The 26893-nt window shown below is 59.7% G+C and carries 22 protein-coding genes and 7 pseudogenes; 9 read left to right on the forward strand and 20 right to left on the reverse strand.

Annotated features, from left to right (window positions below; genetic code table 11):
• Positions 1–745: 745 nt before the first annotated feature.
• Together AYM40_RS35565 and AYM40_RS35570 are read right to left on the reverse strand one after the other, a co-directional pair.
• Entirely contained in the window at positions 746–1720 is a 975-nt protein-coding gene (locus AYM40_RS35565; RefSeq protein WP_063500918.1) for a ParB/RepB/Spo0J family partition protein, read from the reverse strand.
• Entirely contained in the window at positions 1717–2934 is a 1218-nt protein-coding gene (locus AYM40_RS35570) for an AAA family ATPase (protein WP_063500919.1), read from the reverse strand. Before AYM40_RS35570 ends, AYM40_RS35565 begins: the two co-directional genes overlap by 4 nt.
• A gap of 1318 nt (positions 2935–4252) precedes the next feature.
• On the opposite strand from AYM40_RS35570, the gene AYM40_RS35575 reads away from it, so the two are divergent.
• The 3 genes from AYM40_RS35575 to AYM40_RS35585 all read left to right on the forward strand — a co-directional run bounded on the left by AYM40_RS35575 (position 4253) and on the right by AYM40_RS35585 (position 6864).
• Positions 4253–5749 carry a replication initiation protein gene (locus AYM40_RS35575; RefSeq protein ID WP_063500920.1) on the forward strand — a complete coding sequence of 499 codons (1497 nt, stop codon included), beginning with the start codon at positions 4253–4255 and terminating at the stop codon, positions 5747–5749.
• A gap of 198 nt (positions 5750–5947) precedes the next feature.
• Positions 5948–6388, forward strand: a complete 441-nt coding sequence (gene parS, locus AYM40_RS35580) for an antitoxin Xre-like helix-turn-helix domain-containing protein (protein WP_063500921.1) — start codon at positions 5948–5950, stop codon at positions 6386–6388.
• On the forward strand, positions 6388–6864 hold the full coding sequence (locus AYM40_RS35585) for an RES family NAD+ phosphorylase (RefSeq protein ID WP_063500922.1): 477 nt from the start codon (positions 6388–6390) through the stop codon (positions 6862–6864). The genes parS and AYM40_RS35585 overlap by 1 nt, the downstream gene beginning before the upstream one ends.
• A gap of 213 nt (positions 6865–7077) precedes the next feature.
• Here the strand turns inward: AYM40_RS35585 and AYM40_RS35590 are convergent, their stop codons facing one another.
• The gene (locus AYM40_RS35590; RefSeq protein WP_063500923.1) at positions 7078–7611 is read right to left on the reverse strand and encodes a hypothetical protein; all 534 of its coding nucleotides are present in this window, start codon (positions 7609–7611) and stop codon (positions 7078–7080) included.
• 141 nt (positions 7612–7752) lie between these two features.
• Positions 7753–8107: pseudogene (locus tag AYM40_RS35595) on the reverse strand (ISKra4 family transposase); the annotation flags it as partial.
• A gap of 83 nt (positions 8108–8190) precedes the next feature.
• Here AYM40_RS35595 and tnpA point away from each other — a divergent pair.
• The 3 genes from tnpA to tnpC (AYM40_RS35610) all read left to right on the forward strand — a co-directional run bounded on the left by tnpA (position 8191) and on the right by tnpC (AYM40_RS35610) (position 10715).
• Positions 8191–8685 (forward strand): IS66-like element accessory protein TnpA, encoded by a 495-nt coding sequence (tnpA, locus tag AYM40_RS35600; protein ID WP_063496046.1) that lies wholly within the window; start codon positions 8191–8193, stop codon positions 8683–8685.
• Positions 8666–9016, forward strand: coding sequence for an IS66 family insertion sequence element accessory protein TnpB (tnpB, locus tag AYM40_RS35605; RefSeq protein ID WP_063496045.1), 351 nt, complete (start codon positions 8666–8668; stop codon positions 9014–9016). The genes tnpA and tnpB (AYM40_RS35605) overlap by 20 nt, the downstream gene beginning before the upstream one ends.
• 97 nt (positions 9017–9113) lie before the next feature.
• Positions 9114–10715, forward strand: coding sequence for an IS66 family transposase (tnpC, locus tag AYM40_RS35610; RefSeq protein WP_063500925.1), 1602 nt, complete (start codon positions 9114–9116; stop codon positions 10713–10715).
• A gap of 8 nt (positions 10716–10723) precedes the next feature.
• Here the strand turns inward: tnpC (AYM40_RS35610) and AYM40_RS35615 are convergent.
• From AYM40_RS35615 to AYM40_RS39665, 4 genes and pseudogenes are all read right to left on the reverse strand, one after another.
• A pseudogene (locus AYM40_RS35615) lies at positions 10724–12109 on the reverse strand (ABC1 kinase family protein); the annotation flags it as partial.
• Complete coding sequence (locus AYM40_RS35620; protein ID WP_082855537.1) at positions 12091–13620, reverse strand: glycosyl hydrolase family 65 protein; 1530 nt, start codon at positions 13618–13620, stop codon at positions 12091–12093. The pseudogene AYM40_RS35615 and the gene AYM40_RS35620, both read right to left, overlap by 19 nt.
• Positions 13617–13994 carry an HAD family hydrolase gene (locus AYM40_RS35625; protein ID WP_181448483.1) on the reverse strand — a complete coding sequence of 126 codons (378 nt, stop codon included), beginning with the start codon at positions 13992–13994 and terminating at the stop codon, positions 13617–13619. Before AYM40_RS35625 ends, AYM40_RS35620 begins: the two co-directional genes overlap by 4 nt.
• Complete coding sequence (locus AYM40_RS39665) at positions 13933–14343, reverse strand: transposase (protein WP_082855538.1); 411 nt, start codon at positions 14341–14343, stop codon at positions 13933–13935. The genes AYM40_RS35625 and AYM40_RS39665 overlap by 62 nt, the downstream gene beginning before the upstream one ends.
• Before the next feature lie 435 nt (positions 14344–14778).
• On the opposite strand from AYM40_RS39665, the gene AYM40_RS35630 reads away from it, so the two are divergent.
• A complete protein-coding gene (locus AYM40_RS35630; RefSeq protein WP_236721146.1) occupies positions 14779–15765 on the forward strand; it encodes a Crp/Fnr family transcriptional regulator in 987 nt (328 codons plus the stop codon).
• 125 nt (positions 15766–15890) lie between these two features.
• Here AYM40_RS35630 and AYM40_RS35635 read toward each other — a convergent pair whose 3' ends face one another.
• Both AYM40_RS35635 and AYM40_RS41680 read right to left on the reverse strand, forming a co-directional pair.
• Positions 15891–16127: a hypothetical protein gene (locus AYM40_RS35635; protein WP_063500927.1), complete on the reverse strand. Its 237-nt coding sequence runs from the start codon at positions 16125–16127 to the stop codon at positions 15891–15893.
• Between the two features lie 239 nt (positions 16128–16366).
• Complete coding sequence (locus AYM40_RS41680) at positions 16367–16528, reverse strand: hypothetical protein (protein WP_158515386.1); 162 nt, start codon at positions 16526–16528, stop codon at positions 16367–16369.
• Between the two features lie 190 nt (positions 16529–16718).
• Here AYM40_RS41680 and AYM40_RS35640 point away from each other — a divergent pair, with 190 nt between their 5' ends.
• Positions 16719–18461, forward strand: coding sequence for an IS1634 family transposase (locus tag AYM40_RS35640; protein WP_063500928.1), 1743 nt, complete (start codon positions 16719–16721; stop codon positions 18459–18461).
• 128 nt (positions 18462–18589) lie between these two features.
• Here AYM40_RS35640 and AYM40_RS35645 read toward each other — a convergent pair.
• The 7 genes and pseudogenes from AYM40_RS35645 to AYM40_RS35675 all read right to left on the reverse strand — a co-directional run.
• Positions 18590–19003 (reverse strand): annotated as a pseudogene (locus tag AYM40_RS35645) (methyl-accepting chemotaxis protein); the annotation flags it as partial.
• Positions 19000–20346 (reverse strand): IS4 family transposase, encoded by a 1347-nt coding sequence (locus tag AYM40_RS35650; RefSeq protein ID WP_063495219.1) that lies wholly within the window; start codon positions 20344–20346, stop codon positions 19000–19002. The gene AYM40_RS35650 and the pseudogene AYM40_RS35645, both read right to left, overlap by 4 nt.
• 108 nt (positions 20347–20454) lie before the next feature.
• Positions 20455–20790: pseudogene (locus AYM40_RS35655) on the reverse strand (methyl-accepting chemotaxis protein); the annotation flags it as partial.
• 75 nt (positions 20791–20865) lie between these two features.
• Complete coding sequence (gene tnpC, locus AYM40_RS35660) at positions 20866–22446, reverse strand: IS66 family transposase (RefSeq protein WP_063500454.1); 1581 nt, start codon at positions 22444–22446, stop codon at positions 20866–20868.
• Between the two features lie 31 nt (positions 22447–22477).
• Entirely contained in the window at positions 22478–22831 is a 354-nt protein-coding gene (gene tnpB, locus AYM40_RS35665) for an IS66 family insertion sequence element accessory protein TnpB (protein WP_063494893.1), read from the reverse strand.
• On the reverse strand, positions 22813–23322 hold the full coding sequence (locus tag AYM40_RS35670; protein WP_063494892.1) for a transposase: 510 nt from the start codon (positions 23320–23322) through the stop codon (positions 22813–22815). The genes tnpB (AYM40_RS35665) and AYM40_RS35670 overlap by 19 nt, the downstream gene beginning before the upstream one ends.
• A gap of 84 nt (positions 23323–23406) precedes the next feature.
• Positions 23407–24228, reverse strand: a pseudogene (locus tag AYM40_RS35675) (PAS domain-containing protein); the annotation flags it as partial.
• A gap of 418 nt (positions 24229–24646) precedes the next feature.
• Here AYM40_RS35675 and AYM40_RS43100 point away from each other — a divergent pair.
• A pseudogene (locus AYM40_RS43100) lies at positions 24647–24817 on the forward strand (carboxylesterase); the annotation flags it as partial.
• A gap of 105 nt (positions 24818–24922) precedes the next feature.
• On the opposite strand, the gene AYM40_RS41080 reads toward AYM40_RS43100, so the two are convergent.
• From AYM40_RS41080 to AYM40_RS35685, 3 genes and pseudogenes are all read right to left on the reverse strand, one after another.
• Positions 24923–25456 (reverse strand): hypothetical protein, encoded by a 534-nt coding sequence (locus AYM40_RS41080; protein ID WP_063500931.1) that lies wholly within the window; start codon positions 25454–25456, stop codon positions 24923–24925.
• Entirely contained in the window at positions 25456–25590 is a 135-nt protein-coding gene (locus tag AYM40_RS43360) for a hypothetical protein (protein WP_256390508.1), read from the reverse strand. Before AYM40_RS43360 ends, AYM40_RS41080 begins: the two co-directional genes overlap by 1 nt.
• A 199-nt stretch (positions 25591–25789) precedes the next feature.
• Positions 25790–26674, reverse strand: a pseudogene (locus AYM40_RS35685) (TIGR00730 family Rossman fold protein).
• Positions 26675–26893: the final 219 nt, after the last annotated feature.

Here is a 26893-nt window from a genome sequence, read left to right on the forward strand (position 1 = left end):
GATGACTGAAATCGTCGGTGCTTCGCAAGAGCGCACGGAGGCCGCCAGGTGACGTCGCGACGAGAGGAAGAAGGGAAGCTCTAATGCGACGCTTCGTCAGCGCTCGGAGATATCAACGCTTCGCTATCCGAGTCACGACGTTCACGCCCGTCCGTTCCACAGAGACCGGGGCGCATACGTGAAATGTCATGACCTATAAAACGATAAAAAGGCCCGGCAGCCGCTACTGCGCCAACAGTCCTCGCTAGAGTTCCTGCGCACGCGACCACTGGTGAGCACATCAAGGAGCACTTCGAACACATCCTCGTGACGCTCGTAGCATTGCTGACCACCGCAGTTTGCTTCGTTGCAATCGGACTGGTCGGAGCTGGCCTTTGCTTCCGCATGCACTGGGCGCAAATCCACTTCACGTGAGCGCCCGGGTGTTTGGGGTAGGTCACGGTGATTAGGCTATCTCTGCGTCTGCGCTAGCGCCTCAACACACGCGCAATTCTAAACAGCCGGGATTCAGCTTGGCTGTTTTGTTTGCGCGCCGACAGTAGTTTGAGAGTGTCAGTAATACTGACACTCCAGCTATTCACCGGAGATCCGCGCAGCACGGCGCTTGGGCGAGCCGCGCAGAAGTGAAACTGCGGGCCGTCCGGTTTGGAGGCTGTGTCAGTATTACTGACACCAACCCTAGCCTCTACTGGGTACAAAAAAGCCCGCTCGAGGCGGGCTCATCTATGGCAGCTACGCCGGATCGTCAGCGAGGCTCACCCTTGTACAGATCACTTATGAGTTGCCGGATTCGAGTCTCTTGCGCCTCGGTCAACGACGCGGTTTTGATTTTGACCGTGAAGTTGTTGACGTCCTTGGTTATGCTTCCAGCTTGGTCCTTGCCAGCGAAAAACTTCTCAATGAGACGCTCCCGAGCCGCCGTCCCGGTCGCGCGGCGTGTGACCATGGCGACAATTGCCGGAGCGAATTTGCCTTGGGCCAACTCGCCTTTCACCACGTCGGGCCACAGTTCTCTCGCTGCCAATTCAGCGTCCGCCCCGTGCTTCTTGAGAGCAGACACAACCTCCTCAGCGGCGTTGCAGCCGAGAAGACCAGGCTGCAAATCGAGGTCATTCTTGATGAAGTCAGGCAAATTTTGAAACGCGAGAAACTGGTACAGGCCCGTGCGCGACAGGCCCAGTGATTCCGCCAACCGCTTTCGGCTCGGAAACTCAGTCTCCGACTGCCGGATGGAGATGGCAACCTCATAGTCAGACAGGTCATCCCGTCCCAGATTCTCGACAAGCGCCAAGACAATCATGTCTTGGTCGGAGCATTCGATCACTACTGTCTTGATGTTCTCAAGCCCGAGCATCTTATGTGACCGCCAGCGGCGTTCCCCGGCGACAATCTGGTACGCCGACTCGACGCGCCGAACAACGATGGGCTGCATGAGCCCCACTTCGCGAATCGATTCCGCCAGCTCAGACAGTTTGGCTTCGTTGAAAACTCGCCGCGGCTGCCAGGGGTTTGGGACGATGGCGGAAACAGGCAATTGCGACGACGTGCCGGTCGACTCGAGTTCCTGCACCCTCAATTGCGCGGCCGCCAATGCCCCGGCCATACCCGGCGCAGTCTCTGTGCGACTCGCGCGCCGGCCAACGTCGGGGGTTCTTTCCGCCGTCGAGCGAAGACCGGCGGTCTTGGCCAGCATCTGGTCACGAATATTGCCGTTGCTCATTGTGCTGGCCTCCATTGTTGGACGAACATGTCATCGACCCATCGGCAGTAGTCGACGAGCGGCTGTCTTACCCGCGCCAAGGACTTGGCCTGGCTGTGTGAGCTGCTGATATCAAATACGGTAGTGAACGCAAGCGCGCCCGAACTCATCACGGAACTAGCTGGAACCTCGAACTGGGACAGCCAGTGCCGGTAAGCGCCCTGCGCCCAGGTGCGCACGACAGGAGCCGCGGAAGTGGTGCTGTAATTCACACGCGTCAGCAAGACGGACACGAAGTCATACTTTTTGTTGGATTCGTATTTGATAAAGGACTTGGCAACGTCGGAGAAAAGCCGCCAGAACGAAAGTGAGCTGAAAAAGTCGAGATTCTCCGGGACCATAGGCATCACCATCGCGTCCGCGGCTAACAGGGCATTCAGATTCAGGTATGAAAGAGAAGGCGACGTGTCCAGAATGATGTAGTCGTAGTGCTTGCGCAAAGGCGCAAGCCCGTCGCGCAGCACCTGCCAGAATTTGAAGCCAGGAATCTTCATCTGCATTGCTGGGAGGTGATACTCCGCACCGACCAGTTCAGTATGAGCAGGGATGATGTCTAGCCCATCCCAATAAGTCTTCTGCACTTTCGCCAGCAGGCCGCCCTCTACCTTCTGGTCATAGATATAAGGGAGTACCGTGTCGTCAGGAAAGACTTCCTTCTCGGCATACAAGCCACACAGCTCCGAAAGGGAAGCTTGGGGGTCGAGGTCAACTACGGCAACCTTTCTTCCGCGCAAGCTCAGCCCTTGGGCAAGACACATAGCTGACGTCGTTTTGGCCGAACCGCCCTTGAGCTGCGAGGTAACGACCACTTTGCCCTCGAAGTCACTCGGACCAACTACCAGCGGCGTCTGGTAAATGTCCGATACCTTCTGTACCCAGTTTCGAGCTTCAACCAATGTGAACAGCCGACTACGACTTCGGCCAGTGCCTGTCGACTGCCCCTCCGGCAAGACACCGTCCCCCTTCGTTGCAAGGTATTGCACTTGCTGCCGCGTCAACCCACACAGCTCGGCGACTTCTCCCGTAGTGAACACGGGCGCTTCCTTGCGCGGGCGCGGCGCTAGTATCTGGTCTCGTAATTCAGTTGCATAATCGGTGACGACGTCCGCGAAATCGGAGATTTCCTCAAGCGTCACGGTTCGGTCTATCGGCATGGGTTGACTGACATTGGCCATTTCTGAGTTTTCCCTGGAAATTGAAGCTAAACGGAGAATACAGGAAAAACGCAAAAACATGCTTGTTTCATCGCCTGAATTCTGAAGAGTCGCGCGTAAGCCACTGTTTTCTATATATTCAATCGCCCAGTCCCAGCGCGGACAGAAGATGAGTCTCCGCCATTGCAGGTACAAAATCTCTCACCTTTGACGAGCTACACGAGCCGAGGTGAGCATATTCCGGTCGAGGTACTAAGAAACGAAGTAATCGGGCTGCTGCCGCAGTTGGGAAAAATCAGACATGTCGAGGCAGAAAGGCGGGCCTGCGGCACGAGAATCGCGTCTCCGCACCGTGTCCATCTCACCTTCGCCTTCACTAACCACGAACCAGAGCTAAAGGTGAAAGATTGTGTACCTGGTTTGCCTAGTTGCCCATGCACCAGCATATTGGGCACAAAGTTTCTCATCCTACCGAGGCACGGAGGCTCGCCACGGAAGCGCATTTCCATTGGCCATCGGCGGCCCAATGAATAGGTGGGAGATTTTGTACCGTGAGTTCCTTGTGCAATCTCAAAGCCAGACCACGCGTACAAAATCTCTCACCTTTCGAAGAGCAACTGCAGCTAGTGTAGTGTTCCACGCTGATAGAAATATATGAAACCTAGCATTCATACGGGTTTCGAGGCGATTTTAAGTTCCGTCGAGAGCCTAACCCTACAGTAGGTCCGAGCAGCCGCTGTGTTGACTGTTCCGGCCTGACTGGCAGCTTGATGACCGCTGCTTTTGTGCCGCGAATTCGGTGCGGCCAATTAGCAATCACCGGTCGTATCTTGCCGAAGCGCCTGTCCGCGACCATCGGCGTCATGCCCTTTCAATAGCGCGATGAACTGGTCACCCGTTTGTAGGTTGTTTTATAAAAAAACGAACCTACAAACAAACAGGGAAGATCGGGATCCTTTAAAATCAACAGGTTAACACGTGTAGGGTGAGAGTTGATGTGTCAAAGGTGAGAGATAATGTACCTCTTAGGTGAGAAATCCGAAGGGTAAAAAGTGAGACTCCGTGGACCCGAAGGTGAGAGAAGGTGCCATAGCCGGTCCAGAGGTGAGAGATTTGACGGCAGGTCTGTGGATAAGCGGGCGGAATCCCGGACGCGCAGAGGTTTGGGCGCACGTGTCTGAGTTGGCGGTGAGACTTGTTGTACCGAAGGTGAGAGATGTTGTACCCGCGGTCGTCGACGGCGCGAAAGGTGAGACGCATCCATTGACATCTCACCTTTATATGCTTAAAGTCTGCTGAAATTTTGGCTTAAGAATAGCTGCATCTTCAGGGAACAGGCATGGCCAGCAGCATCGAACGGCGAGTGACCCCGCTTCAATATGCGCTTGACCTTTTCGTCGAAATGGCGCCGACACGCGGGTCTATCAATGAGGCCGTCTCTGACAAGGATATCGGCTATCAAAAGAACCGGGTCTTTGCCCGCATTATTGGCCTCGGTCTATCCGCTAGGCGTTTCGTTGACGCCGCCTACTTTATCGTCGCGCAGGAACCTGAAATCCAGGAAGCCTACGATGTCACCCTCAGCTTTTTCAAATGGCTGATGCGCTATGACAGTAAAAACAAGAAGCATTTTTCCAGCGTCATTCGTAGCGTCAAATCTTCCATGCTCGAAGTGACAAGCGCGCCAGTCTTGTCGGTCGATTCGGCTGGACGGATGGTGGAAGAGTCCGTTGAAAGCAGTGAGGAAAAGGGCAGGGCAGTCGATGATGAGGCGGATGACCACGACTTGGTGGTCGAGAATGAGGATGGCGACTGGCTTGAGCTGATAGGCCGCGTCAGTGTCAGAAATGGTCGGATTCGATTCAGGGTGCCGGTTGAGCTGCAACGCCTCATCAAGGACCCCGAGAACTCTTACTGGACTAGCCTGTTAATCACCTCGAGATTTACGCTTATCTATGCGCGCGCAATCTACGACCATGTCCTGCCATTTGTTCCGAACGCGGTAACGGAGTGGCTACCGCTGGACCTCGTTAGAAACCTGCCCGGAAAGTCATGGGCAAACAACGCTGAATTCAAATACTTCAAGCGTGATTACCTAGAGCCAGCCGTGAGCCAAATCAACGAGCTGTCTGACATCGAGCTGTCGTATGAAACCCGGGTAGGGACGCCGGGTTCGCGAAAGAAAGACCAGATTCGCTTCAGGCTCAAGCGCAAGGAGGCAGCTGTGGCCTCCAAGGCGGATATGCTCAATTCGGTAGCGCTTTTCATGACGCTGCAGAACGAATTCGCGCTGTCCGAAAAGCAGTTTGAGACAATCGCGCAGAACCGGGCAATGTGGACCGATGAGCGCATTCAACAGGCCATCGAATACACCCGGTGGAGAATCCGACAGGGCGACAAGATTAAAACGGCTGCGGGGTACATGATGAAAGCCCTTTCGGACAACTACCGAGTGTCCGAAGCCGATAAGCAGGTTGAGTTAATTCAGGCTCAACTGGTTGACGCGGCGACGGTTCAACAGGAGTCCAATTCCGACATTCAAAAAGCGGTAGCCGCCAATTTGGCGGCAGCTAATGCCGCAGCCGAACAGCGTCGACACGAAGAGATTCGCCTCGCGCGCGAATACTTTGACACGGCAGACAAGAAGAAACGGGAGGACCTTGTCCGCAAGTTTGTCGCATCGAGCACTATGGGGCTCCGGGCGATTGAACGTCAGATGCTTAAACCTGCCCAGGTAACAGAGGCGAACATCCTGACCTTTCCGGATATCGCCAACACGTTTGGCTCCTTTGTTGCCGGCGAACTTAGAAAGGCCGCGCGCGGGCAACGCAAGTAGGTGCACTTCCTCCATCTCGGGTACAACATCGCGTTCAAATTACAAACACGTTCATCGCACAACCCCCCAAGGGGTTTTGGCGCGATCTCTCGCTGAAAGTAGTCGGCAGTCCCGCCCGGACCGGCGATGCCCCGGCAGCAACTACCGCCTCTGCCATTTTGGTATAAAATAGATGCCAAATGGCAGGAGGTGAAACGAATGAACGTCATCGAGAAGGTATCAGCCGATTCATTACTGGGAGGGCGGTCGGTATTTCCGCGTTCTCCCCGATCCGGCCTTGAATGGGTGGAGGTCGTCCGCCACGGCATTTCGTCGCGGGCGCTGGACGCGATGCTCAAATCCGTCGGACTTTCGCAAGCTGAACTGGCGCAGGCGCTCGATATCCCGGAGCGTACTTTGGCGCGTCGCAAGCGGGAAGGGGTGTTGAGCCGTGAGGAGTCGGCCAAGCTGCTGCGACTCGCGCGTGTCGCCGCGCGCGCTGCCGAGGTGTTTGATGATCTCGACCTGGCACTCGCCTGGCTTAAGATGCCGGTTGCTGCCCTGGAAGACGCCACGCCGCTGAGTCTTGTCGATACCGACATTGGCACCGATAGCGTGATGGATACGCTAGGACGCATCGAGCATGGCGTGTTTGCGTGATGTTCACGGCATGGCGGGTGGTGACTGAACGATATGCGGATACTGCTTTTTCTGGGGAAGGAGCGCGATTGTACGGTGGCCGGTGGAACCCCAAAGGCGTCGCGATGGTGTATACGGCGCAGACGCAATCGCTCGCGCTGCTCGAGATGTTGGTCCAGGATTCACCGCTGCGCGCCCGCTATGTGATGATTCCGGCCAGTATCCCGGAGAAAATCGTCGAACGTATCGATCCCGCCAGTTTGCCTCGCGACTGGCGGGACATTTCAGCGCGGGCCGAACTGCAGCAACTTGGATCGGCGTGGGAGCGGAAGCGAACCAGCGCCGTGCTGGCTGTTCCCAGTGCGGTCGTTCCTGCAGAATCCAATTATTTGCTCAATCCCAATCATCCGGACTTCGCGCTCGTCCTGGTTGGAGCGCGTGATGAGTGGTTGACCGACCCTCGGTTATTGCGGCGCGCTGCTGCGAAGGGATCGTGACGAGCATTTCGTGTGGCAGTGGCAAGCGGACGATGGCGTGTGATCAACCAACCCGCCGGCCATGCTTCGTGGGGTGCCGCCATTCAAGGTGCCTGTGTGTTGTCAAAACCGGTTACGTCATGCGTTCAGGGACGTCGCCAGAAGGAGCACCACTGGCGGAACCGGTCCTGCAGGTTCTTGAGCTGGCTCGTGCCGATCCTGTCAGTGGGTGGATTATTTTTCGTTACGGTCACGGTCGACGTAACGGTTAAATGCGGCTTCGTCGTCGTAAAGTGACCTCGAAAACGTGTCGTCGGCCCAGTCGATCAGGCGCTCGATCACCGCGCGCCGGGACAGGCCGAAGTGCGCGACCAGCCGCTCCAGCGCGAAAAACTGGGTGCCAGTCATCGTCAGGTTCAGACGCCGCTCGCCAGAATCGGCGGCTTCCTGACGCGGAAGCCGTCCGAGGACTGTCGCCACGTCAGAAGGAGCTTGGGCAGACGGCTTCGCCCGTGACACAGTCTCAAGCTCGCGCCGCGCCTGTACCGGTTCCCCACGCAGCTGCTCGCACTCCCGCACCAGGGCGTCATGGGCGTCGGCAGGCGGAGGGGTATTTTTCGTTACCGTAACGGATTTTGTGCGCGCGCCATGTCGGGCTCGCCACGCTGCCTGACGCTCGGCGTTCGACATCGCATCCGGTTTCCGTGGCCGGCCACGGCCACGCTTTTCCGTGGTGCCGGTTACCTTGTCGTTTGCCGGTGAAGGCATGATCCATCCTGGTGCGGTCGACCACGTCTATTTTACGTTATTCATAACGATAAATGCAGTATTTCGTTACGCGTAACGTAAATGTGCACAAGCTGCCTTGCACGGCATTAGGAGAGCGCGTCATTCCGGGGGCTGAAACTTCTATGCCGCCTCCTTTAGCGCCGCAGGTTCTTCCGGTCTCATTCCGGGAAACCAGCGGACGAAGGTTTTCCGCAGATCGTCGTTCAGGACCTGCACACGGGTTTTGCAGCAGCAAATGCGCGCCGCGCTGGGTCCAACGCATCTGCTGCTTTTTCACAAAGCGCTTGCTGACCACATAGTTCACGGTCGACTCGACAAACGCCGTGGAAATCGTCTCATCATGCCGGTAGCGGTCCCCGTAGTTCGGAATGAACGCCTGGTTGGCCCCGATATAGGTGCGGAATTCCCGTGCTGCCTTCTCCAGTTTCTTCCTGTTTGGCGGGTTCTCTTCCCGCATCTCCAGATCGTCGTCCAGGGTAAGCGATCGTTCATTGACGCCCTATCGCCACGCGCCCGGAGAGGCGACGATAGTGTCCACTTAAATCGGAGGTGGACACTATGGCAGCAGACAGCAGCGATCTGAACGAGCGCCTGGTAGCAGGCTTTGAGCGAGGCGGGCGCCGCCGGCGCTTCGATCCACAGGCCAAGCGTGAACTGGTACAGGCGTGCTTGCAGCCTGGCGTATCGGTTGCAAGGATGGCGCTGGAGCACAAGTTGAATGCGAACCTGCTGCGCAAATGGATCAGCCAGCATCAGCAGGAGCAAGGCGGGCACGTTGCGACGACCGTGACAGGAAGCGCGATGCCGGCGTTTGTGCCGGTCGTCGCGGTGGACCGAATCGAGAGCGTCCACACGAAGCCTGAGCATGTCACGCTCGCGCCGACGCGCCCAGAGCCTGACCGTGCATTGCCATACACGCCGGCGCCATCGAGACTGATGGCGGAGTTGCCCAACGGCATCACGCTCAGGCTCGAGTGTGCCGGACAGGACGCGACGCTGGTGTCGGTGATGATCGAAACGCTGGGGCGCTGCGATGTTCCGGCTCGACGCTGACCTGAAGGTGTACGTCCATCGCGACGCCGTGGATTTCCGCAAGAGCATCACGGGTCTGTCGGCCCTGGTTGAGCAGGCGCTGGGACTCGATCCGTTCGCCCGGGCCGTCTATGTGTTTCGCAACCGGCGGGCCGATCGCATCAAGTTACTCATGTGGGAGCGCAACGGCTTCTGGCTCATGTTGAAGCGCCTCGAGGCTGACCGTTTTATATGGCCACGCGAAGCGGCCGTACTTGAGCTGACGGTAGAGCAACTTCATTGGCTTCTTGAGGGCATCGACCTGGCGGCGATACGCAAGCATCCGGCGCGGCACTATGCCCGTGTCAGCTGATGGCGTTCGCTGGGGTGTAGCTCAGACGCGACAGAGGACGGCGACGTTACAAATTTACGTAAACCCACGGCGCCTCGGGATTCGCTATGGTTACGCCATGACACGCGCTTCTGTTCAACCCGCTTCGATCACCGCCGAGGAACTCGCCGCGCTCATCGCCGAGCGCGATGCGGTGCTTGCTGAACGCGACGCGTTGCGTGGCGAACTGCGGGTAACGAAGGTCGAGCGCGATCTTCTGAAGGAGCAGCTCAAGGCGTTCGAGCGCCGGCTGTTCGGGGCGAAGAGCGAGGCACGCAGCGCGGATCAGCGTGACCTGTTCCTGAACGAGGCGGAAGCGCTGGCGCCGACGGCGGCGACGCTCCCGGCTCAGGAAGACGAAGTCGACAGCACGCCGGTGGCCGGCCACCGGCGCAAGAAGTCCGGACGCAAGCCGCTCGATCCGGCCTTGCCGCGCGAGGTGATCCGCTACGAACTCTCTGAAGAGGAGCGCATCTGCCCGCACGACGGCAGCGTGCGGGTGGAGATCGGCGTCGAGGTCAGCGAGCAGCTCGACATCATTCCGCAGCAGGTGCGGGTGATCCGTCATGAGCGCGTGAAGTATGCGTGCCCGAGCTGTGATCAAGGCATGAAGGTCACGCCGGCGCGCTCGCGCATCATCCCGAAGGGGTTGTTCACTGAAGCGGCGCTGGCGTGGTTCGTCATCTCGAAGTTCGTGGACGGCTTGCCGCTGTATCGAATCGCTGCACTGCTGCGGCGCTTCGGCGGCGATATCTCGCGCAATACGCTGGCAGCCAGCGTGGTGCGCCTGGGCGAAGCGGTGCAGCCCGTCATCAACCTGATGCGTGATCATCTGCTGGACAGCGAGATCGTGTTTGGCGACGAGACCACGGTGCAGGTTCTCAAGGAGCCCGGACGGGCCCCGCAGACGAAGAGTTACATGTGGGCGCAAATGAACGGCAGCGGGCCGCCGGTGCGGCTGTTCAGTTATGCGCCCGGGCGCAGCAAACAGCTGGGAGCGGACCTGTGGGTCGGCATGCGCCGTGGCGCCGTGCTGATGACCGATGGCTATGAGCCGTATAACGCGATCGCCAGCGCGAACGAACTCGTGCATTTAGGATGCTGGGCCCATTGCCGCCGCTACTTCGTAGAAGCCGAGGCGGTCTTGCCCAAAGAGGCGCGTGGCCGTCATCAACCCGCGACGCAGTTCATCCATCTGATTGGCAAGCTGTACGCGGCGGAGTCGCGTGCCAGCGAAAAACCGCATCGGCGGGCGCGGCTGCGCCGACGCTATAGCCGCGCGGTGCTCGCGCAAATCAAAGCGTTACTGGATCATCACCTCGAGACGACTGCACCCAAGGGCTTGCTGGGCAAGGCGTTGAATTACCTGGCCGGGCAGTGGCCCAAGCTGAACCGCTATGTCGAGAACGAAGCGTGGCCCATCGACAATAACCCTTGCGAAAATTCAATCCGACCCTTCACGGTAGGCCGCCGCTCCTGGCTCTTCGCGGACACGGTGGGCGGGGCGAAAGCGAGTGCCAACCTCTATTCGCTCGTTGAGTCGTGCAAGGCCAATCGCGTCGACATCTACCGCTACCTGACTGATCTGTTCAAGGCGCTGCCCTACGCAAAGAGCGCCGACGACTACGAGGCGCTGCTACCCTGGAAGCTGGGCAAGCGGGAGCACGAAAAAAACGTCTAGGTCAAGTCTGCGGGAGGGACGTGCTTCGCTGATCGCTTACCAAGCACCGGCAGGAGTTCCTGAGCCATATCGAACTCCGGGTCGAGCTCACGCCCCATGCCCTCCAGACTGATGAAGGCCTTGACCAGCAACGCGAGATCGGCGGGTAGCGTCAAGTGGTGTTGGCGCAAGATCGCGAGGAGGTCGGACAGCATGGCGGCGAGGTGGAGTTGTTTGAGCAGCGCGCGGCGATAACGGTCGACGAACGCGTCAACGTCCTGTACCAGTTCGGCCTCGTCGGCCACGCTCTCGCCAGTCCAGTCAAGCAACACATCCACAACCTGTCGGGGCTGATTCTTGAATACACCTAAAAGCAGGCTCAGCAACTGATCGCGGCGCTCTTCGGTAAGGTGGCCGACCATCCCGAAATCGATGAAGGCAATGCGGTTATCCGGTAGATAGAAAACATTGCCGGGATGCGGATCGGCGTGAAACAGACCGTCGTCGACGATCATTTTCAGCACGGCGCACGCTCCGCGCCGGGCGAGGAGCTTGCGATCCAGCCCGGCCTCTTCAACAGCATGTAGATCGCTGCCGGGGATGCCTTCAATGCGGTCTTGCACGCAGACCCGCTCGGTGGTCCATGGCCAGTAAATGCGCGGGATGACAATCACCGACTGCGCGGCTGGGGTTGACCCCGCCGCCATAGTCGCTGGTGTATCGTCGTCGGTGTAGCCCGCAAAGTTTTCGGCGATGTGCTCGGCGTTGTGGCACTCTTCGGCGAGGTCAAGTTCGCGTCGCAGCGACAGGGAGAACCGCCGCACCACTTCGTGCGGGCGGAAGGCGCGCAGCTCGGGGCTTTGCGCTTCGGCGATCTCGCTTGCGCGCGCCAGGAGGCGCAAATCGGCCTCGACGACAGGGCGGATGCCCGGGCGACGAACCTTGACCACGACGGGTGTGCCGTCCTGGAGACTGGCGCTATAAACCTGCGCAATCGATGCTGCGGCGAGCGGCTGTGGATCGAATCTGGCGAAGACCGTCTCAGGTGACGCGCCCAGATCCTCGATGAGTTGCTGATGAACTGCGTCCCACGGCGACGGCGGGGCGTGGTCTCGGAGCTTGCTGAATTCGGCGATCCACTCCGGTTCGAACAGATCGACCCGGGTCGCAAGAACCTGGCCGAGTTTGACAAAGGTCGGCCCGAGATCTTCGAGCGCCCGCCGCACCCGTTCGGGCGGCGGCATGTGCGCGTAGGCCAGGGTGTCGCGCCAATGCAGAACGCGACCAGCCTGCTCGAGTGCATCGGCCAGCCCGACCCGGCGTACCATGTCGCCAAAGCCGTAACGCACGAGGATAGCAGCGATATCGTGCAGACGCCCCAGATCGCGCACGGAGCTCATCGCTTCCCAGAGCATAAGCGGTCCTGTTTGCCATCGTTGAATCCGGAGGCATTGTGGTGAGTTCGGCTTCTTGCGACATGGAGCGTCGTTGCACGGTCTAGCTGGAATTCCTTGCCTCTGACGGTAAGCTTCGTTGGCTCTCCCGCTTCGAGCGTCGCTTCGAGATTTTCCGTGCCCCTCGCCATGCGGATCCTGATGTGGCGGCCGCGCCACTGCAGGCGGAACGCAAGGCTCTCCCAGGCCGCCGGCAAGTGTGGGTCCAGGCACAGACTGTCACTGCGAAGCGATAGTCCGGCAAAGCCGAAAACCACCATCGACCAGATGCCAGCCAAACCTGCAATGTGCACGCCGCCCTCCAGGGCCGCATGACTATCCGAGAGATCGATGACCGACGTCTCACGGAAGTAATCCAGTGCGGCTTCGGTATCACCCAGCCTGGCCGCAACGATCCCATGCATGGGGCGGCTTAGCGAACTGCCATGGCCGCATCGCGGCGCGTAGTAGTGGAAGTTCTGCGCCGCCGATTCGCGAGAGAACTCATCTGGCAGCAGCGCCAGCAGCGCTACGACGTCGGCCTGTTTGACCACCTGGGCTTTTTGCGTGCGCTCCCGGCCAAGCACCACATCGATCGGCACCGAGCGTCCGGCATAGTGGGCGAGGTCGATATCTTCGAGTGAAAAAAAGCCTGCAAACTGCTCAGTCAGTCCGGTCTCGAGGTCGACGCCGGTCGCTATCGTGTCGGCGACGATGCGCCATTGCTCCAGTTCGTCATCGTGCAACCCGAGGCGAGCCGCCAGGCCTTCCCAGTGCTCCGGCCAGCGGACGCGCAGCAACGCGACCACCTCTAGCGCGCGCCGGATATTCCAGCGTGCCATGACATTGGTGAAGGCGTTGTCGTCGATCGACTCGTGATATTCGTCGGGGCCGATGACACCGCGGATATGGCAGTGACCGTCCTCCTCCGCCTGCACCCGGCTTGACCAGAAGCGGGCGGTCTCAAGCAGGATCTCGGCGCCGGCGTCGCGCAGAAAAACCTCGTCTGCGGTGGCCTGCCAGTATTGCCAGACCGCGTAGGCGATGTCCGCGCTGATGTGCTGTTCCTGTTTTCCAGACTTCACTTCGACGACCGTGCGGTCCGGCCTGACCCCGTGCGAGGGTGTTGTCTCAGCGCCGGTGTCGGCCGACTCCCACGCGTAAAGGGCACCATGCCAGCCCATTGCGGACGCCTTTGCTCGCGCTCCGTCGAGCGTGTGGAACCGGTACATAAGCAGCGCGCGCGCCGCTTTCGGCCACGTCAGGATGTAGAACGGCAGCAGGTAGATTTCGGTGTCCCAGAATACATGTCCGCGATAATCGTCGCCCGTCAGCGCCCGTGCGCCAATCGAGACGTGCTCGTCGTCCGGATTGGCCGCGCCATTCAGGTGGTAGAGCGCGAAGCGAATGGCCTGTTCCGCACCCGGATCACCCTCGATTTCGACGTCGCTGCAGTGCCAACGTCTTGCCCAGGCGGCCTCGTGGGCGCTCACGACACCGGGCTCGGCTTGCCGTGTCGCAGATCACGACCGCAGACATTGGCGCTGAAGGCGTCAAACAGGCTGCCCCCATCGTCGAGGCGAATACGCCGTAACATAGTGTTGGCGTTTTTCGAGGATGATGCGACCGCGATCGGCCAGCCCAGCGCCGTCACCGCCTTGACGAAGCGCAGCGCGTCGGGGAAAGCAGTAACGGCCCCTGCGTCGATTAACGCCTCCAGGTGGTGCTGCTTGCATTCAGCATAGGCAGCGGCCTGCTGTTCGGCATTGGGCACGCACAATGCGCGCAGGGCCGCCAGTGCGCCGCTAAGCCGCGGCTTGCCCGCAACCTGGGACTGATAGATCGCGCAGCTCTGGAGCGTTTGCACGTGCGCTGCTCGCGGTGCCGGCCGAGCAGAACTGGGCGCGCCACTGGACCAGGTGATGGGCAAACAGACCCCGTTCACGGCACCACGCGTTCAGTGCCTCGTCGCTCAGCCCATGGCTCTGCTGCAAGGCCAGCAGGCGCTCTTCCAAAGACCAGTCTTCCGGGCGCCGTGCATCGACTGGCCCCGGGTTGCGGTTTGCGGCGTTAGACACGCGGATCCACTTCCTCAAGGTTAATACGTTCATGTTCAGTTCCGAGGCAACCGTTCCTACGGACCGGTTGCCTCGTTGCAGGACCTTTGCCAGCGCCTGCTCCCTGAATTCGACAGAATACGTCTGTTTCGCATTCAACCTGCACCTCTGAGTTCTTCAAATTAAGAAAATTCAGAGGCGACATCTAGTGTGACGCAGGGGGGGGTGCAATAACCGAATACCTGACGGACAAATTCGACTTGATGTGCTGCGAATTGATCGTCATCGATCGAACCCGAGGCAACAACTGAAGGCTTGTCGACGGTCAACGTATGGGGCAGCCGCACGTACGGTGTGAACTCGCTCAAGCGAAGGCTCCGCTAACAGCTTGAATGTAATATAGAAAGGCGCGCGAACGACCCTCATGCAGCGATCGCATGCTGTGTGCTATAACAGTTGGCTTGGCCTTACACGCTGATTCGAGCGTTTGTATTCGCGGCAGTATTTCATACCGCCTTATCGACGTCAAATGTATTTGACATACCTTTTCGTCCTTCCTGAATGACATTCGATTGGCATGCGCTGTACGACGACGTGAAGCGGCTCGGAGAGTTTGGCAGCGATGCACAACTGGCGGAGAGCCTCGGGCTGACACGCGCCCAGATTTCGGCATGGCGCACGGGCAAGAGCGATCTGGGAACGCTCGCGAAACTCAAGATCCTTGACGCGCTCGGGCACGACACGTTGCGCACGGCAGTGCTGAGTCTGTTGCCCGAGCAGAATCGGGACGAACTTGAAAGGCTGCATATCAATTTGACCGAGAGGGTGTTACGCGGTATGCAGGCACAGGCTCGTGCGACGGACGTGCCTGGCGATGGGCTACGGGCTCGGGATGAGAACCAGTTGCTTGCTGGCCTCCCCGCCGAGGAGTGGGCGCGCATCGTGCCGCATCTCACTCCCGTTTCCATGCCGCTGGGGACGGTGTTGCACGAGCCGGGCGACCGCCTGACGCACTTGTATTTACCCACCACAGCAATTATTTCCACGCTGCATGTGACGGATAGCGGCGGGTTGGCAGAGACGGCGGTCATCGGCAAGGATGGGTTACTTGGCATAACCTTCTTTATGGGGGCGGATACCGCGTCGAATCGTGCCGTGGTCCAGAGCGCGGGCGAGGCTTACCAGCTGAACGCGCAGTTCGCCATGGAAGAGTTTGCACGCGGCGGCTACGTGCAGCGGATTTTCCTGCGCTATGCGCAAGCGCTGATTACCCAGATGGCCCGGACTGCCGTGTGCAATCGGCATCATTCGTTCACTCAGCGATTTTGTCGATGGCTGATGCTGAGTCTTGATCGCCTTGAGGCCAGTGAGCTGCACGTGACACAGGAATTGATCGCGAACATGCTGGGCGTGCGTCGGACGAAGGTGGCAGAGATCGCGAAGCAGCTCGAGGATACCGGCGCGATCCGTTACAACAATGGACGGATCCGAGTCGTCGACCGCGCTGCGCTGGAACTTCAGGCCTGCGACTGTTACGCCGTCATCCAGAGCGAATCTGAACAGCTTTTTCGCAACCTGTGAGGAAGCGCGGCTTGCCATGAGACGTGCGTGACACGGGTTGTTCTAGCAAGCGCGGATCAGCGGGTCATGAACGGCTGAAAAGGGTGATCGGAAAAGACGGCGTTCCGTTTTAGTGCGGCCGGTTTCTAATCGAACGCGGTTTCCCTGGTGATCTCCCTGATTTCGAGCCGACCCTTGAGGGCTGTCCCGTCGGCATACGCGTCCGCCTCCGTTTCTCTCAAGAGTCGGCACTGCAACACATCGTTAAACACTGAGCCGTCCGCAGCAATTGTAACCACTTCCACATAGCCACGAAACGCGCGTCGTTCCAGTTGGTGGGCTCCGGCGGAAACGACACGGTAGATGACACGTAAAGTCTCCATCTTTTTTGCTCTCTCGGTTAAGCGGTAAAGGAGAGGCGGATCCCCTGTCGCCACGGACGTCTGAATTGCAGTTAATCTCCAGACAATAGGTGCATGATGGTCAAACAGCGGCGCCATGGCCCATTTGACGCGCTTTGGAATGGCGAACGTTGAGCCCGATCAACTGATCGCGTCGCCGATTTCAAGCTCGGACTGTGCGTTGAGCCTTCCTTAACTCCATGTACCGTTCGACATTTGCATTAAGCGATATAAATGTCGCGGCAGATCAATTCGCCAATAGAGCGAACCTCGGAATGAGTCTTCAGCGCGCAGTTGTCTTGCCTTGCGCATGCCTGATCGATCGAGCGTGATCCGCGCAGGTTGACGCACGCCGTCACATCGCCATGCAATGTATCTTCCATAGCAGGTCTTTTGAGGCGGGGAATTGGAAGGGTGGCGATGCCACCTTTCACTAATCCGAACTTTGACTTCTCAAATAGCCGGAATCCGCATCAGCGCTGGGTTTCGGCCATTTTTTGGGACTATCGTGTAGCCATGTAAAATAGCATTTATATATTGCTTTTTTGCGAAATTCTGCTTGAATGTGTGTTCATGTATATCGAACACGTCCCCAACCGCAACTCGCCGCCCGCGATCCTGCTGCGTGAGTCCTATCGCGACGGCAACACGGTCAAAAAGCGCACCCTCGCCAATCTCTCGTCGCTGCCCGCCGAGGTCATCGAAGGACTGAAGGTCCTGCTGCGCGGCGGCGTCGCGGTGTCGTGCGCCGATGAGGCCTTCGTGATCGAGCGCAGCCTGCCACACGGACACGTGGCCGCCGTGCTCGGCGCGGCGCGCGCCTGCGGCGCCGAGCAGTGGTTTGCGTCGGCGCCTGCCGCGCTGCGTTCGGTGGTGATGGCGTTGCTGGTGGCGCGGGTCGTCTCGCCTGCTTCCAAGCTCGCCACGCATCGCATGCTGTGCGAGCAGACCGCGACCCACTCGCTGTCGCGGCTGTTGAAGCTGGGGGAAGTCGACCTGGAGCAGGTCTATGCGGCGCTCGACTGGCTGGGAGAAGCTCAGGAAGGCATCGAGAAGCGGCTTGCCCGGCAGCATCTGAGTGGCAGTACGCTGGTGCTCTATGACCTCACCTCCACGTGGGTGACCGGACGCTGCTGCGAGCTTGCCGCCCACGGCTACAGTCGTGATGGCAAGCGCGACGATCCGCAGATCGTGTTCGGTCTGGTTTGTACTCCTGAGGGCTGTCCGGTGGCGGTCGAAGTCTTCGCCGGCAACACCGCCGATCCGGCGACCGTAGCGTCGCAGGTGGACAAGCTCAAGAACCACTATGGCATCGAGAAGCTCGCCTGGGTGGGCGACCGGGGCATGCTCACGCAGGCGCGCATCGACACGGTATTGCGCCCGGCCGGACTGGACTGGGTGAGCAGCCTGCGCGCGCCGCAGATGGCCGCGCTCGCCCATGAGAGGGGGCCCTTCCAGCCGTCGCTGTTTGATGAACGCAACCTGCTCGAAGTAACCAGTGAGGCGTTCCCCGGCGAACGGCTCATTGTGTGCCGCAATCCGCTGCTGGCCGAGGAACGGACCCGCAAGCGCGAGGCCTTGCTGCAGGCCACCGAAGCTGAGCTGATGAAGATCGTCGAAGCGACCACGCGCGCCCGCAACCGCCTCAAGGGTACCGAGGCAATTGCCTTGCGCGTGGGCCGCATCATCGATCACTTCAGGATGGCCAAGCACTTCGAGCTGAGCATCACCGACTCGAGCTTTAGCTGGGAGCGCAAGGCCGGGCAGATCAAAGAGGAGGCCGCCCTCGATGGCCTGTATGTGGTGCGCACCAGTGTGCCGGCGGCGGATCTGTCAGCCGAGGCAGCCGTGTCGGCCTACAAGGGCATGGCGGTCGTGGAGCGGGCCTTCCGTTCGCTCAAGACGGTCGATCTACAGGTGCGACCCGTGTTCCACTGGAACGCCGGGCGCGTGCGCGCGCACGTCTTTCTGTGCATGCTCGCTTACTACGTCGAGTGGCACATGCGCGAGAAGTTAAAGCCAATGCTGTTTGACGATGAATATGTCGAGCAGGCACGTGCTACCCGCGCGTCGCCAGTGGCCAAGGCGCGACGTTCAGACCAGGCGAAAGCCAAGGACGCCACCCGGCTTGGCGAGGACGGCTTGCCGGTCCATAGCTTCCGCACCTTGCTCGATGATCTGGCCACGCTCGCGTACAACGTCTGTCACACACCCCTGAACCCGCAAGCGAAGATCGTCATGATCACGCGGCCGACGCCCGTTCAGGAAAAGGCCTTCCGCCTGCTCAACGTCAGCCCCGTCGCCTGTACCCAGTAATCGCCTCGCTCACGCGCGCATAACCGTGAGAAATCAAAGCATTATGCGCGCCGCGCGCTCAAAGTTCGGACTAATGCGATCAGTCCTAGGGACGAACTTCCCGAGCCACACAAGTTTCGACAGTCGTGTCAGCGGAATACGCTCACTGCCTCCACCAGGCGAGTCGCCTGCTGCTTCAGGCTTTCCGAAGCAGCGGTGCTCTGCTCAACGAGAGCGGCGTTCTGTTGCGTGATGTGATCGAGGTCCCCTACGGCCCGATCGACCTGTGCAACGCCACTGCTCTGTTCTTCAGTTGCCGAACTGATTTCGGCGATCAGGTCCGATACCCGTTTCACCTGCGCAACGATATCGTCCATCGTCTTGCCGGCGTCATCGACCAGTCTGGAACCTGACTCGACCTTTTCGACGCTCGCGCCGATCAGATTCTTAATCTCCTTGGCCGCGTTGGCACTACGCTGTGCCAACGCCCGGACCTCACCAGCAACGACGGCAAAACCGCGCCCCTGATCGCCAGCGCGCGCAGCCTCAACGCATCTCGTTATACAGAAGTGTCGTAGCCGTCGCGCAAGATCTGGATGGTGCTCACAGCATCCATGACTCGCTGCATGCCAATCCACAACGTCTTCGCGCCCGGTTCACCATCGCTCTTGCGCCCGAGGAATCCACCCAGTGACGCGATCATCCGTATCATCTGGTTCAGTGTCGGTGGTTTTTTCGGACGCGCCTTCTTGCAGAGCACGTGAGCACCATGTATCTCGTCAGCCGCGAAGAATAGCGACGCGTTTAGCTCCGGACACGTTCTGCCCACACGCATGAGCCGTGCAATACGCCACGATACGACCATGTACAGCGCAAGTGCCTTCTCTACCCGTTCCATCTGCGAGAGCTGCAGCGCCTCAACCCGGCAGGCGTTCTTCAGGACATTGAAGAACATTTCTATTTCCCATCTCGCGCGGTACCAGTCGATGAGTTCGATGAGCGCATCCGCATCACCCGCTTCGCGGTTGGTCACAAGACGCCAGATGACTGGCTTTACGCCCGCTGGCGCATCCACCTCATACGCCTCGACGCAGGTGAGCGTGACGCTGACGCGACCGGGCAGCGTAATGCGCTGGCTGCGCAGTTCCTGCTTCACTTCACGTGCCTTCTGGCCACTGCGCCCGGGCAGCACGAAACTGATACGGCCGAGCACGTTACCCGCGTGCACCTTGTCCCACAGCTTTTCTTCGTCCTTCAAGGCACGGTTGTGCTGCGAGCGGATCAGCCAGTCCGCCGGTTCACCCAATTCCTGCGCACGCTGCATGAGCGCCGCGATGTCGCCTTCACGATCGGCCACATACACCAGCCGCGCGTCTGGCAGGGCCCGTGCCTGTTCGGCCACGATCTCATAGCTTTCGATCCACCGCGCACTTTCCCTGACTCCGCCACGCCTGCCGTTTGCATCGCGTGACTCGCGCGCCCACATCCAGGCATTCATCACACCCAGCGGCTCCCGATCCGGTGTCACCGCATAAGTCGCGTGAAGATACATGCCCACCTGTGCTTCATAACTGAGTGGGCCGGCCCCTTCGATGTCCTGACCGTTAAAGTTCAGCTCTGTCGTATCGGCAATGCACAGCACCACCGGCAACGCTCCCATGCGCGCCGTGGTGCGATCCCAATGCGGCTGCATCATGTCGCGCCAGTCGATGCGCTCATTGCCTAGAAAGCGATATGCTGCCATCGTCTCGGCCCAGCCTTCGCACGCGCCCGGAATGCTGGCCGTGGGCCGGCTGGCAAACCGTTTGATCAGTTCCTTCGCGCGCCGGTCTCGCCGTGGATCGCCCAAATCCAGAGTCTCAAATTCTTCGTCCACCCATGCTCCCGCGTCGTTTCGGATCTTCATGCTGAAAATCCGAGAGTAAACGCGAAATCCGCATTGTTAACAACCCCCTTCCGGCTACTTTGCTATCCAACATCGTCTCCGGAACTGTCGATTTGTGTATAACGAGATGGCCTCAACGGCCGCATTGAGCGCGAGAATGTTCGTCTGGAATGCGATTCCGTCGATCACACCAATGATGTCTGCAATCTTTCTCGAACTCTCCGTGATCTCGTTCATCGTGTTGACGACTTCCGATACTGCCTGCCCGCCTTTGGCTGCCGCGTGGCTCGCCGTGCCCGAAAGTTGATTCGCCTCGACGGCAGTCTCCGCGTTGCTCTTCACGGTGGCGGTCATCTGGGTCATTGATGCAGCTGTCTGCTGGACGCTCGTGGCAGCCTGCTCAGTGCGAACGCTAAGGTCGTGGTTGCCCTGCGCAATCTCGTTGCTGGCCGTCTGCACATTGATCGTAAGCGATCCATTAGCGCCGTCCCTCTGAGTAGTGGACGAGCGTGGTGTTTGTGAAGTAGATTTGGCGGCGGATCAGCGCAGGGAGAGTGGCATTTTCCAGGGCATCAAGGCGTCGTAATCATCAACGGTCTTTGCCAGGGGGAGCCGTTCAAACAGCCAGGTCAGATAGCGGTACGGATCGATACCATTGGCTTTCGCCGTTTCAACAAGAGAATACAGATTGGCGCTCGCGTTAGCGCCGTCAACGGTATCCGAGAAGAGCCAGCCACGGCGTCCCAGGCAGAAGGGGCGAATGGAATTTTCACAGGCGTTGTTTGAGATTGGCCAGTCACCGTTTTCGATGTAACGAACCAGCTTCGGCCACTGCTCACGCAGATATGTCAGCGCCTTGCCAAGCAGACTCTGCGGCAGCACGCCAGGAGACTGCTTGATCATGAGATCCTTGATGACCGCGAGTACGTGGGCACTATAGCGCTGCCGTAGGCGCAGACGCCGGTCAGCACTCCACGTTTGACTGCGTGCCTCGGCGGCAAACAACTTGCCAAACAGCTTGATGAAGCGTGTTGCGAGCAGATCTGGCGTACGTGCAGCCTTGGGGACGTTTTCTTCTGCTTTGACGAAGTAACGGCGCGCGTGAACAACACAGCCAAGATGCACAAGCTTGTATCGCTCGGCGATACCGTTGTATGGCTCGTAGCCATCTGTCATCAGTACTGCGCCCTCCCGCACACCTGTGAACAACTTGTCGGCCAGTTTCGCACCACGCCCCGGCGTATAGGTAAAGCAACGGATCGGGATTCCCGTGCCCGTCATCTGTGACCACAGATAGCTCTTCGTCTGTGGCTTTCGTCCTTTCTCCTTGAGCACCTGGAAGGTCGTCTCATCGCACAGGATCACCTCGGCATCAAGCAGCGCGTCGCGCATCAGGTTGATCACTGGTTGGGCCGCCAGGCCGACGCGAACCATGCTGGCTGCGATCGTGTTGGATGAGATATCACCGCCGAAGCGACGCAGCAGTCCAGCCTGGCGGTACAGCGGCATACCGAACTGGTATTTGCCGGCCGCGATCCACGCGAGTGCCGATTCGGTCAGTAACCCCCGGGGGATGATGCGCAGCGGCGCCGGCGTGACCTTGATGCCCAGATCACAGCACGGGCAGGCATACTTGACCCGCTGATGCTGGATCACGCGGACCTGTTCCGGAATCACGTCGAGCTGCTCGCTGATTTCAACGCCGAACTCCACCAGCGCATGGCCGTCGTTGCTGCAGAAACGCTCGGCTTCCGGAAGTTCGTGCCGGCGAATCTCACGGGGCAGATTGGGATCAAGCGGCTTGCGGTGACCACGTTTTTTGCGTGTGTGCTCCGCGACCTTCGTCCCGGGAGTCTCTTCCTGGGCAGGTGTCGCATTCGCACCAAGCGCTTCGGCCTCGTTGAACAATCCAAACTGTTCGGAGTCCCGTGCTTCGCTCTTTGCTCCAAACAGATCACGCCGGTAAGCACGCAGCCGTTCCTCGGCCAGGTCGCGCTCCGCAGTCATCAGACGCAGCATGCTGCGGGTTTCTTCATGCGCGCGCTCCAGGGTGGCGTACGCCTCCCGCATGGCGAGTAACGCATTGAGTTCGTCGGCGGAGATCGTGATCTGGGCAGGCATGCCGGGTTAGACCAGCATGCCTGACGCGCGTTCAGCTCACGCGCAGATATTCCCGCCTTGGATGGCGATGGATGGTGGTAATGTCGTCGCCGTCGAGCAGCGCGTGCAGCAGATCGGTTGTCAAGGTCACGACTTCGGTCTTGTTGCCGGGCCAGATGAAGTGCTCTGCCTCAAGTCGCTTCGTCATAAGCCAGAACCCGCTGCCATCCCAGCCGAGGATCTTGATGCGGTCGCGACGCCGGTTCCCGAAGATGTAAAGAGAGGAGTCCATTGGATTGAGTCGCATGGCCTGCTCGACGAGGATCGAGAGACTGTTCATGCCGTAGCGGAAATCAACCGGATCGCGGTGGAGGTAAACTTTCAGGCTTACGTCGAACCGGAACATGGCAGCCTCCCCAGCATCTGTACGACGGTGGTCAACTCATCAATGCTTGCCTTGCCGAGGTCGAACTCAACGCCGTTGGACAGGCGCACGTGTAACGAGAGCGTCATCGCCAACGCTGGTGCCATTGGCAACGGCGCCGGCATGACCGGCACAAAGGCGCCGGGAGGTTGCTCTGTCACCGGGTGCCTCTGCGAATTGACAATCTCAACCGGTACACTGTCGATGACTTGCCCAGCACTCAGTCCATGCGGTTCGTCGGCGCCGCTATCCTGCGGCGCCTGCGTGAGTGCCTTCTCGCGCGCCATCAGGTACTTGGTGATCCACTTGCGCAGCAGATTTGCGTTAAGCCCGTGCTCCTGCGCAACACGGGCAACGGATACGCCGGGCTGCAAGGCTGCCTCGATGAGCGCGCGCTTTCCTTTTTCGTCGTAGCGCCTGCGCCCATCGCGGCTCTGGAACACGACTCTCAACTCAGGATTATTGTCAGCCATAGGTGTCCACCTCAATGTTAGGTGGACACCTATGCTCCTCGCTCAGAGCGTCAGTTGGTAGACGCCGAAGATGGATCGCTTACCATTGATCACCTGTTCGCTGACATCGTCGATCAGCCAGCGGAACATCAAGCCAAGCTGACTGATCGTGCGCAGCGTCATGCCGATCTCGTCAACGCGATTCATGTGGACGGCCTTCTGGCTTTCGCCAGACGCGACACGCAAGGCCTGTTCGCGCACCTGCTCGAGCGGTCGCGAAATTTGTGCTTCCAGCCAGAGCGACGCGAACATAGAAACTGCGGCGCTCACGCCCGCAAAACCCGCGAGTGCGACACCCTTCAGTCCCAGCAGCCACGCAGCCAGAGCGACCGTCGGTGCGACCGACAGTAAGGCCGAACGGATCCTCGAGCGCACCGGCATGGTCTGAAACACCGAGGTCCAACCCATCAGGCCGGTCCGGACAATCAGCCCCTTGTGGAAGCGACGGTTGCCAGCTTTGCCTTCGCGGAAATCCCGGTAAAGCGCCTCTGCCGCTGCGATCTCCTCGCGTGAGGCCTTGGTTCGCACTGACATGTAGCCTGCCGGCTGTCCGTTGCGTACCACCGGCGTCGCGTTGGCACGAACCCAGTAGTGATCGCCATTCTTGCGCCGGTTCTTGACCAGTGCGGTCCACGGCTCGCCCCCTTTGAGCGTCGACCACATGTCGGCAAACGCCTCTTTAGGCATGTCCGGATGCCGCACGACGTTGTGAGGTTGACCTTGAATTTCTTCGTGGGAAAAACCGCTGACCTGCATGAATGCGGCGTTGGCATAGGTGACGTAACTCTCTGTGTCGGTGGTCGACATCAGTGTCGCGTTGTCAGGGAACTCGAATTCCTGCTGGGTGACGGGTTGGTTGTTACGCATATTGTGGCCCTCGGAAGGCGGGTCGGATGTTCGACTCCGGTTTAGTGCATTGCCAGAGCGTCAAATATATTTGACACTCTGGCAATCTCCACGCAATATCGGCAAATATTGAGAAACCTCTAGGGATGCCCTGGGTAAACATGTATTACGCACGTCTGTTTAAGAGCTGCCGCAGCCCCGGCGTTATCTACAGATGTCTGCTCAGACAGCTTGAGTTTTGTCCTCAGCCACTATCGAAACATTCGCGGATAGCGAGTGATGGGATTTGGGGCTGCACACTTTCATCGCGGACTCGCGAACGCTCGTCGTCCCGCATCATCCGCTGCGGTCGGCGGTGCACAGTCGGTAAGATGAACGACAGCTTCTCGGCAGCGCTGAGACGTTAGAAGAAGCTCACTGGAGGGCAAATCGGGGTCGCTATGCAGAGGTTAGTACAGACGACGATGTGTTACCGATCGAGTTAGGGGAGGCCGCGTGCGACTTTGCGATTGCGCGAGGTTGCAAGGTCGACTGGAGCGCGTATCCGATGCCGCATTCAGTGTGCGAGGAGGAGATATCGGCGCTGCGCGCGTCGCTCGGTGCGCGCCTGAAGCGTCCCGCAGAGGGGCTTTCTATAGGACACAGGCGGCTCCCGTGCGTCCGAGCAGATGAAGAGCGTCTACACTTCGCGACGGCCGCCAATCTGGACAGAACGTCAGGGCAGACGCACCGGATAACGGTGTCGCGCGCGGGCCAGCAGATACGAGGTGCGGGGTAGGGCAAGCGCGACGGCTTCGCAGGAAAAGGGTGGCACACCGCCTTGCGAAGGCGCGTACCGGCGTGTTCGGTGCAGCGGATCCGGCTGCCGTTCGCGACGATTGCGAACCCGCGTTGGCTTTGGCACAGCTTTCGCACGCTGCGAATAGTGCGGACGCTGCAGATGAATGATGTCGACGAGCGTGCCGGGTATGTTTGCCGTCCGGTCGTTGCGTGTCATGTGCTCGATCAATCCCAGCAGGCTTACCGCTTTGCGCAGGCACGCGGCACTGAGCCTGCCGCTCGACAGCGGGGGCAGATCATCGATGATAGCGGCGGCATGACGGATTTCGACCCGGCAAGCGCGCGCCGTGTCGTCGAGTACGATCAGCACGTCATACAGCCTCGCGTGGTGACGTGCGTGCCGGTAACGGAAACAGAAGCGAGTGACGGCGGACTGACGGCCACGCAGCCGTGCTATCGGCGTAAGCATCACACGCCACCGCTATAACGGTCCGGCGGAATACTGCCGAAGAACGATGCGGTGTCCGGCTCCGGTATGCCCACCACCATGCAACCGGTGGCCCGCAGCAGCGATGCACGAAAGACCCGCGACTTGGCCGACACAGTTCGCCTCCAGATAGATAAAACGCCTCACGGCATGCACGAGCGCCCGGTACTGACCGGCAGCATGGGCCTCACTGGGCCGGGCCGCACGCGGCGGCCTGCACTGATTCGATAGCGAGCAAGCTTCACAAGGTTTGTATTCCACACCCCTGCGCGCCATGAAGCGTTGATATCAGTCAATCCGTTCCGCGCGCGGCCGCTATGCCTGACCACTCGCCCGTTCGTACCAGTGCTCAATGATTTGCCAGATCTGTGAAGCGGTTTCCGCAACGCAGAACAGGTCCGCATCGCTCGCGGCGATCATGCCCTCGTCGATAAGAAACTGGACGTCGAAGGCCTGGCGCCAGAAGCGCTCCCCCACGAGCAGCACGGGAAGCGGCTTGATCTTGCCTGTCTGCAGGAGCGTCAACACCTCGAACAGTTCATCGCAGGTGCCGTAGCCGCCCGGGAAAAAGACTGCAGCCTTCGCCCGCTCGAGCAGATGCAGCTTGCGGATCGCAAAATAGTGAAAGCGAAAACAGAGATCCGGGCTCAGGTACGGATTCGGCAACTGCTCGTGGGGCAGCGAGATGTTGAAGCCGACGCTCGCCGCGCCGGCTTCGAACGCGCCGCGATTGGCCGCCTCCATGATGCCTGGCCCACCACCTGTGACGACAGTCAGCTTCGGCAGCGTGGACGACGCCTGCGCGCCTCCGATGAGACGGCCAAGCTCGCAGGCGACCGTGTTTTACGCGCTCTTTTCGAGAAGGCGCTGCGCGAGTGCGACCTCGCGCCTGCCGACCGGATCGCCGGGGGCGGCGTCTAGCGCGCGCTGTGCCGCCTCAAGCCGTTGCTGCGCCGCGCCGGGTTCGATGAGGCGCGTGCTTCCGTAGACGACGACGGTGTGGTCGATCTGGTGACGCTGCAGCAGTTCTTCAGCCTTCCAGTAATCCAGTTGCAGGCGCACGCCGCACATTTCGGGGCGCTGCAGGAAAGCAAGATCTTCATCAGCCTGCTGGTAGCTCGGGCTTTCGACCAGGCGCTGAACCCGGAGGTCGGTGCGAGGCGTGGACGGCAGCGATGCGACAGCGGGTTGTTCAGTCATGAAAAGCTCCGTATGGAGGAAGAGGCGTTGTCCCCGTATTCCAACCAGCTTCATGATTGACGCGCGCCGGGTGCACTTCATGATCCACATCAAATGCGATCGAAAGTCAGAGCGCAGACCTGACAATTGTGGCACGACGCCCACGTCCTGGCTTGCTGCGGGCGTGGCGGTGCGCCGGGCGCCAGCTTGATCTGGATCATGAAGCGCGCTGCGGGCACC

This window comes from Paraburkholderia phytofirmans OLGA172, from assembly GCF_001634365.1.
In the GTDB taxonomy this organism is placed as follows: domain Bacteria; phylum Pseudomonadota; class Gammaproteobacteria; order Burkholderiales; family Burkholderiaceae; genus Paraburkholderia.

Excerpts from the sequence above, each read along its gene's own strand:
- AYM40_RS35565 (WP_063500918.1), bottom strand. The coding sequence starts at position 1,720 with ATGAGCAACGGCAATATTCGTGACCAGATGCTGGCCAAGACCGCCGGT.
- AYM40_RS35570 (WP_063500919.1), bottom strand. The coding sequence starts at position 2,934 with ATGGCCAATGTCAGTCAACCCATGCCGATAGACCGAACCGTGACGCTT.
- AYM40_RS35575 (WP_063500920.1), top strand. The coding sequence starts at position 4,253 with ATGGCCAGCAGCATCGAACGGCGAGTGACCCCGCTTCAATATGCGCTT.
- parS (WP_063500921.1), top strand. The coding sequence starts at position 5,948 with ATGAACGTCATCGAGAAGGTATCAGCCGATTCATTACTGGGAGGGCGG.
- AYM40_RS35585 (WP_063500922.1), top strand. The coding sequence starts at position 6,388 with ATGTTCACGGCATGGCGGGTGGTGACTGAACGATATGCGGATACTGCT.
- AYM40_RS35590 (WP_063500923.1), bottom strand. The coding sequence starts at position 7,611 with ATGCCTTCACCGGCAAACGACAAGGTAACCGGCACCACGGAAAAGCGT.
- tnpA (WP_063496046.1), top strand. The coding sequence starts at position 8,191 with ATGGCAGCAGACAGCAGCGATCTGAACGAGCGCCTGGTAGCAGGCTTT.
- tnpB (WP_063496045.1), top strand. The coding sequence starts at position 8,666 with ATGTTCCGGCTCGACGCTGACCTGAAGGTGTACGTCCATCGCGACGCC.
- tnpC (WP_063500925.1), top strand. The coding sequence starts at position 9,114 with ATGACACGCGCTTCTGTTCAACCCGCTTCGATCACCGCCGAGGAACTC.
- AYM40_RS35635 (WP_063500927.1), bottom strand. The coding sequence starts at position 16,127 with ATGGAGACTTTACGTGTCATCTACCGTGTCGTTTCCGCCGGAGCCCAC.
- AYM40_RS41680 (WP_158515386.1), bottom strand. The coding sequence starts at position 16,528 with ATGGAAGATACATTGCATGGCGATGTGACGGCGTGCGTCAACCTGCGC.
- AYM40_RS35640 (WP_063500928.1), top strand. The coding sequence starts at position 16,719 with ATGTATATCGAACACGTCCCCAACCGCAACTCGCCGCCCGCGATCCTG.
- AYM40_RS35650 (WP_063495219.1), bottom strand. The coding sequence starts at position 20,346 with ATGAAGATCCGAAACGACGCGGGAGCATGGGTGGACGAAGAATTTGAG.
- tnpC (WP_063500454.1), bottom strand. The coding sequence starts at position 22,446 with ATGCCTGCCCAGATCACGATCTCCGCCGACGAACTCAATGCGTTACTC.
- tnpB (WP_063494893.1), bottom strand. The coding sequence starts at position 22,831 with ATGTTCCGGTTCGACGTAAGCCTGAAAGTTTACCTCCACCGCGATCCG.
- AYM40_RS35670 (WP_063494892.1), bottom strand. The coding sequence starts at position 23,322 with ATGGCTGACAATAATCCTGAGTTGAGAGTCGTGTTCCAGAGCCGCGAT.
- AYM40_RS41080 (WP_063500931.1), bottom strand. The coding sequence starts at position 25,456 with ATGCTTACGCCGATAGCACGGCTGCGTGGCCGTCAGTCCGCCGTCACT.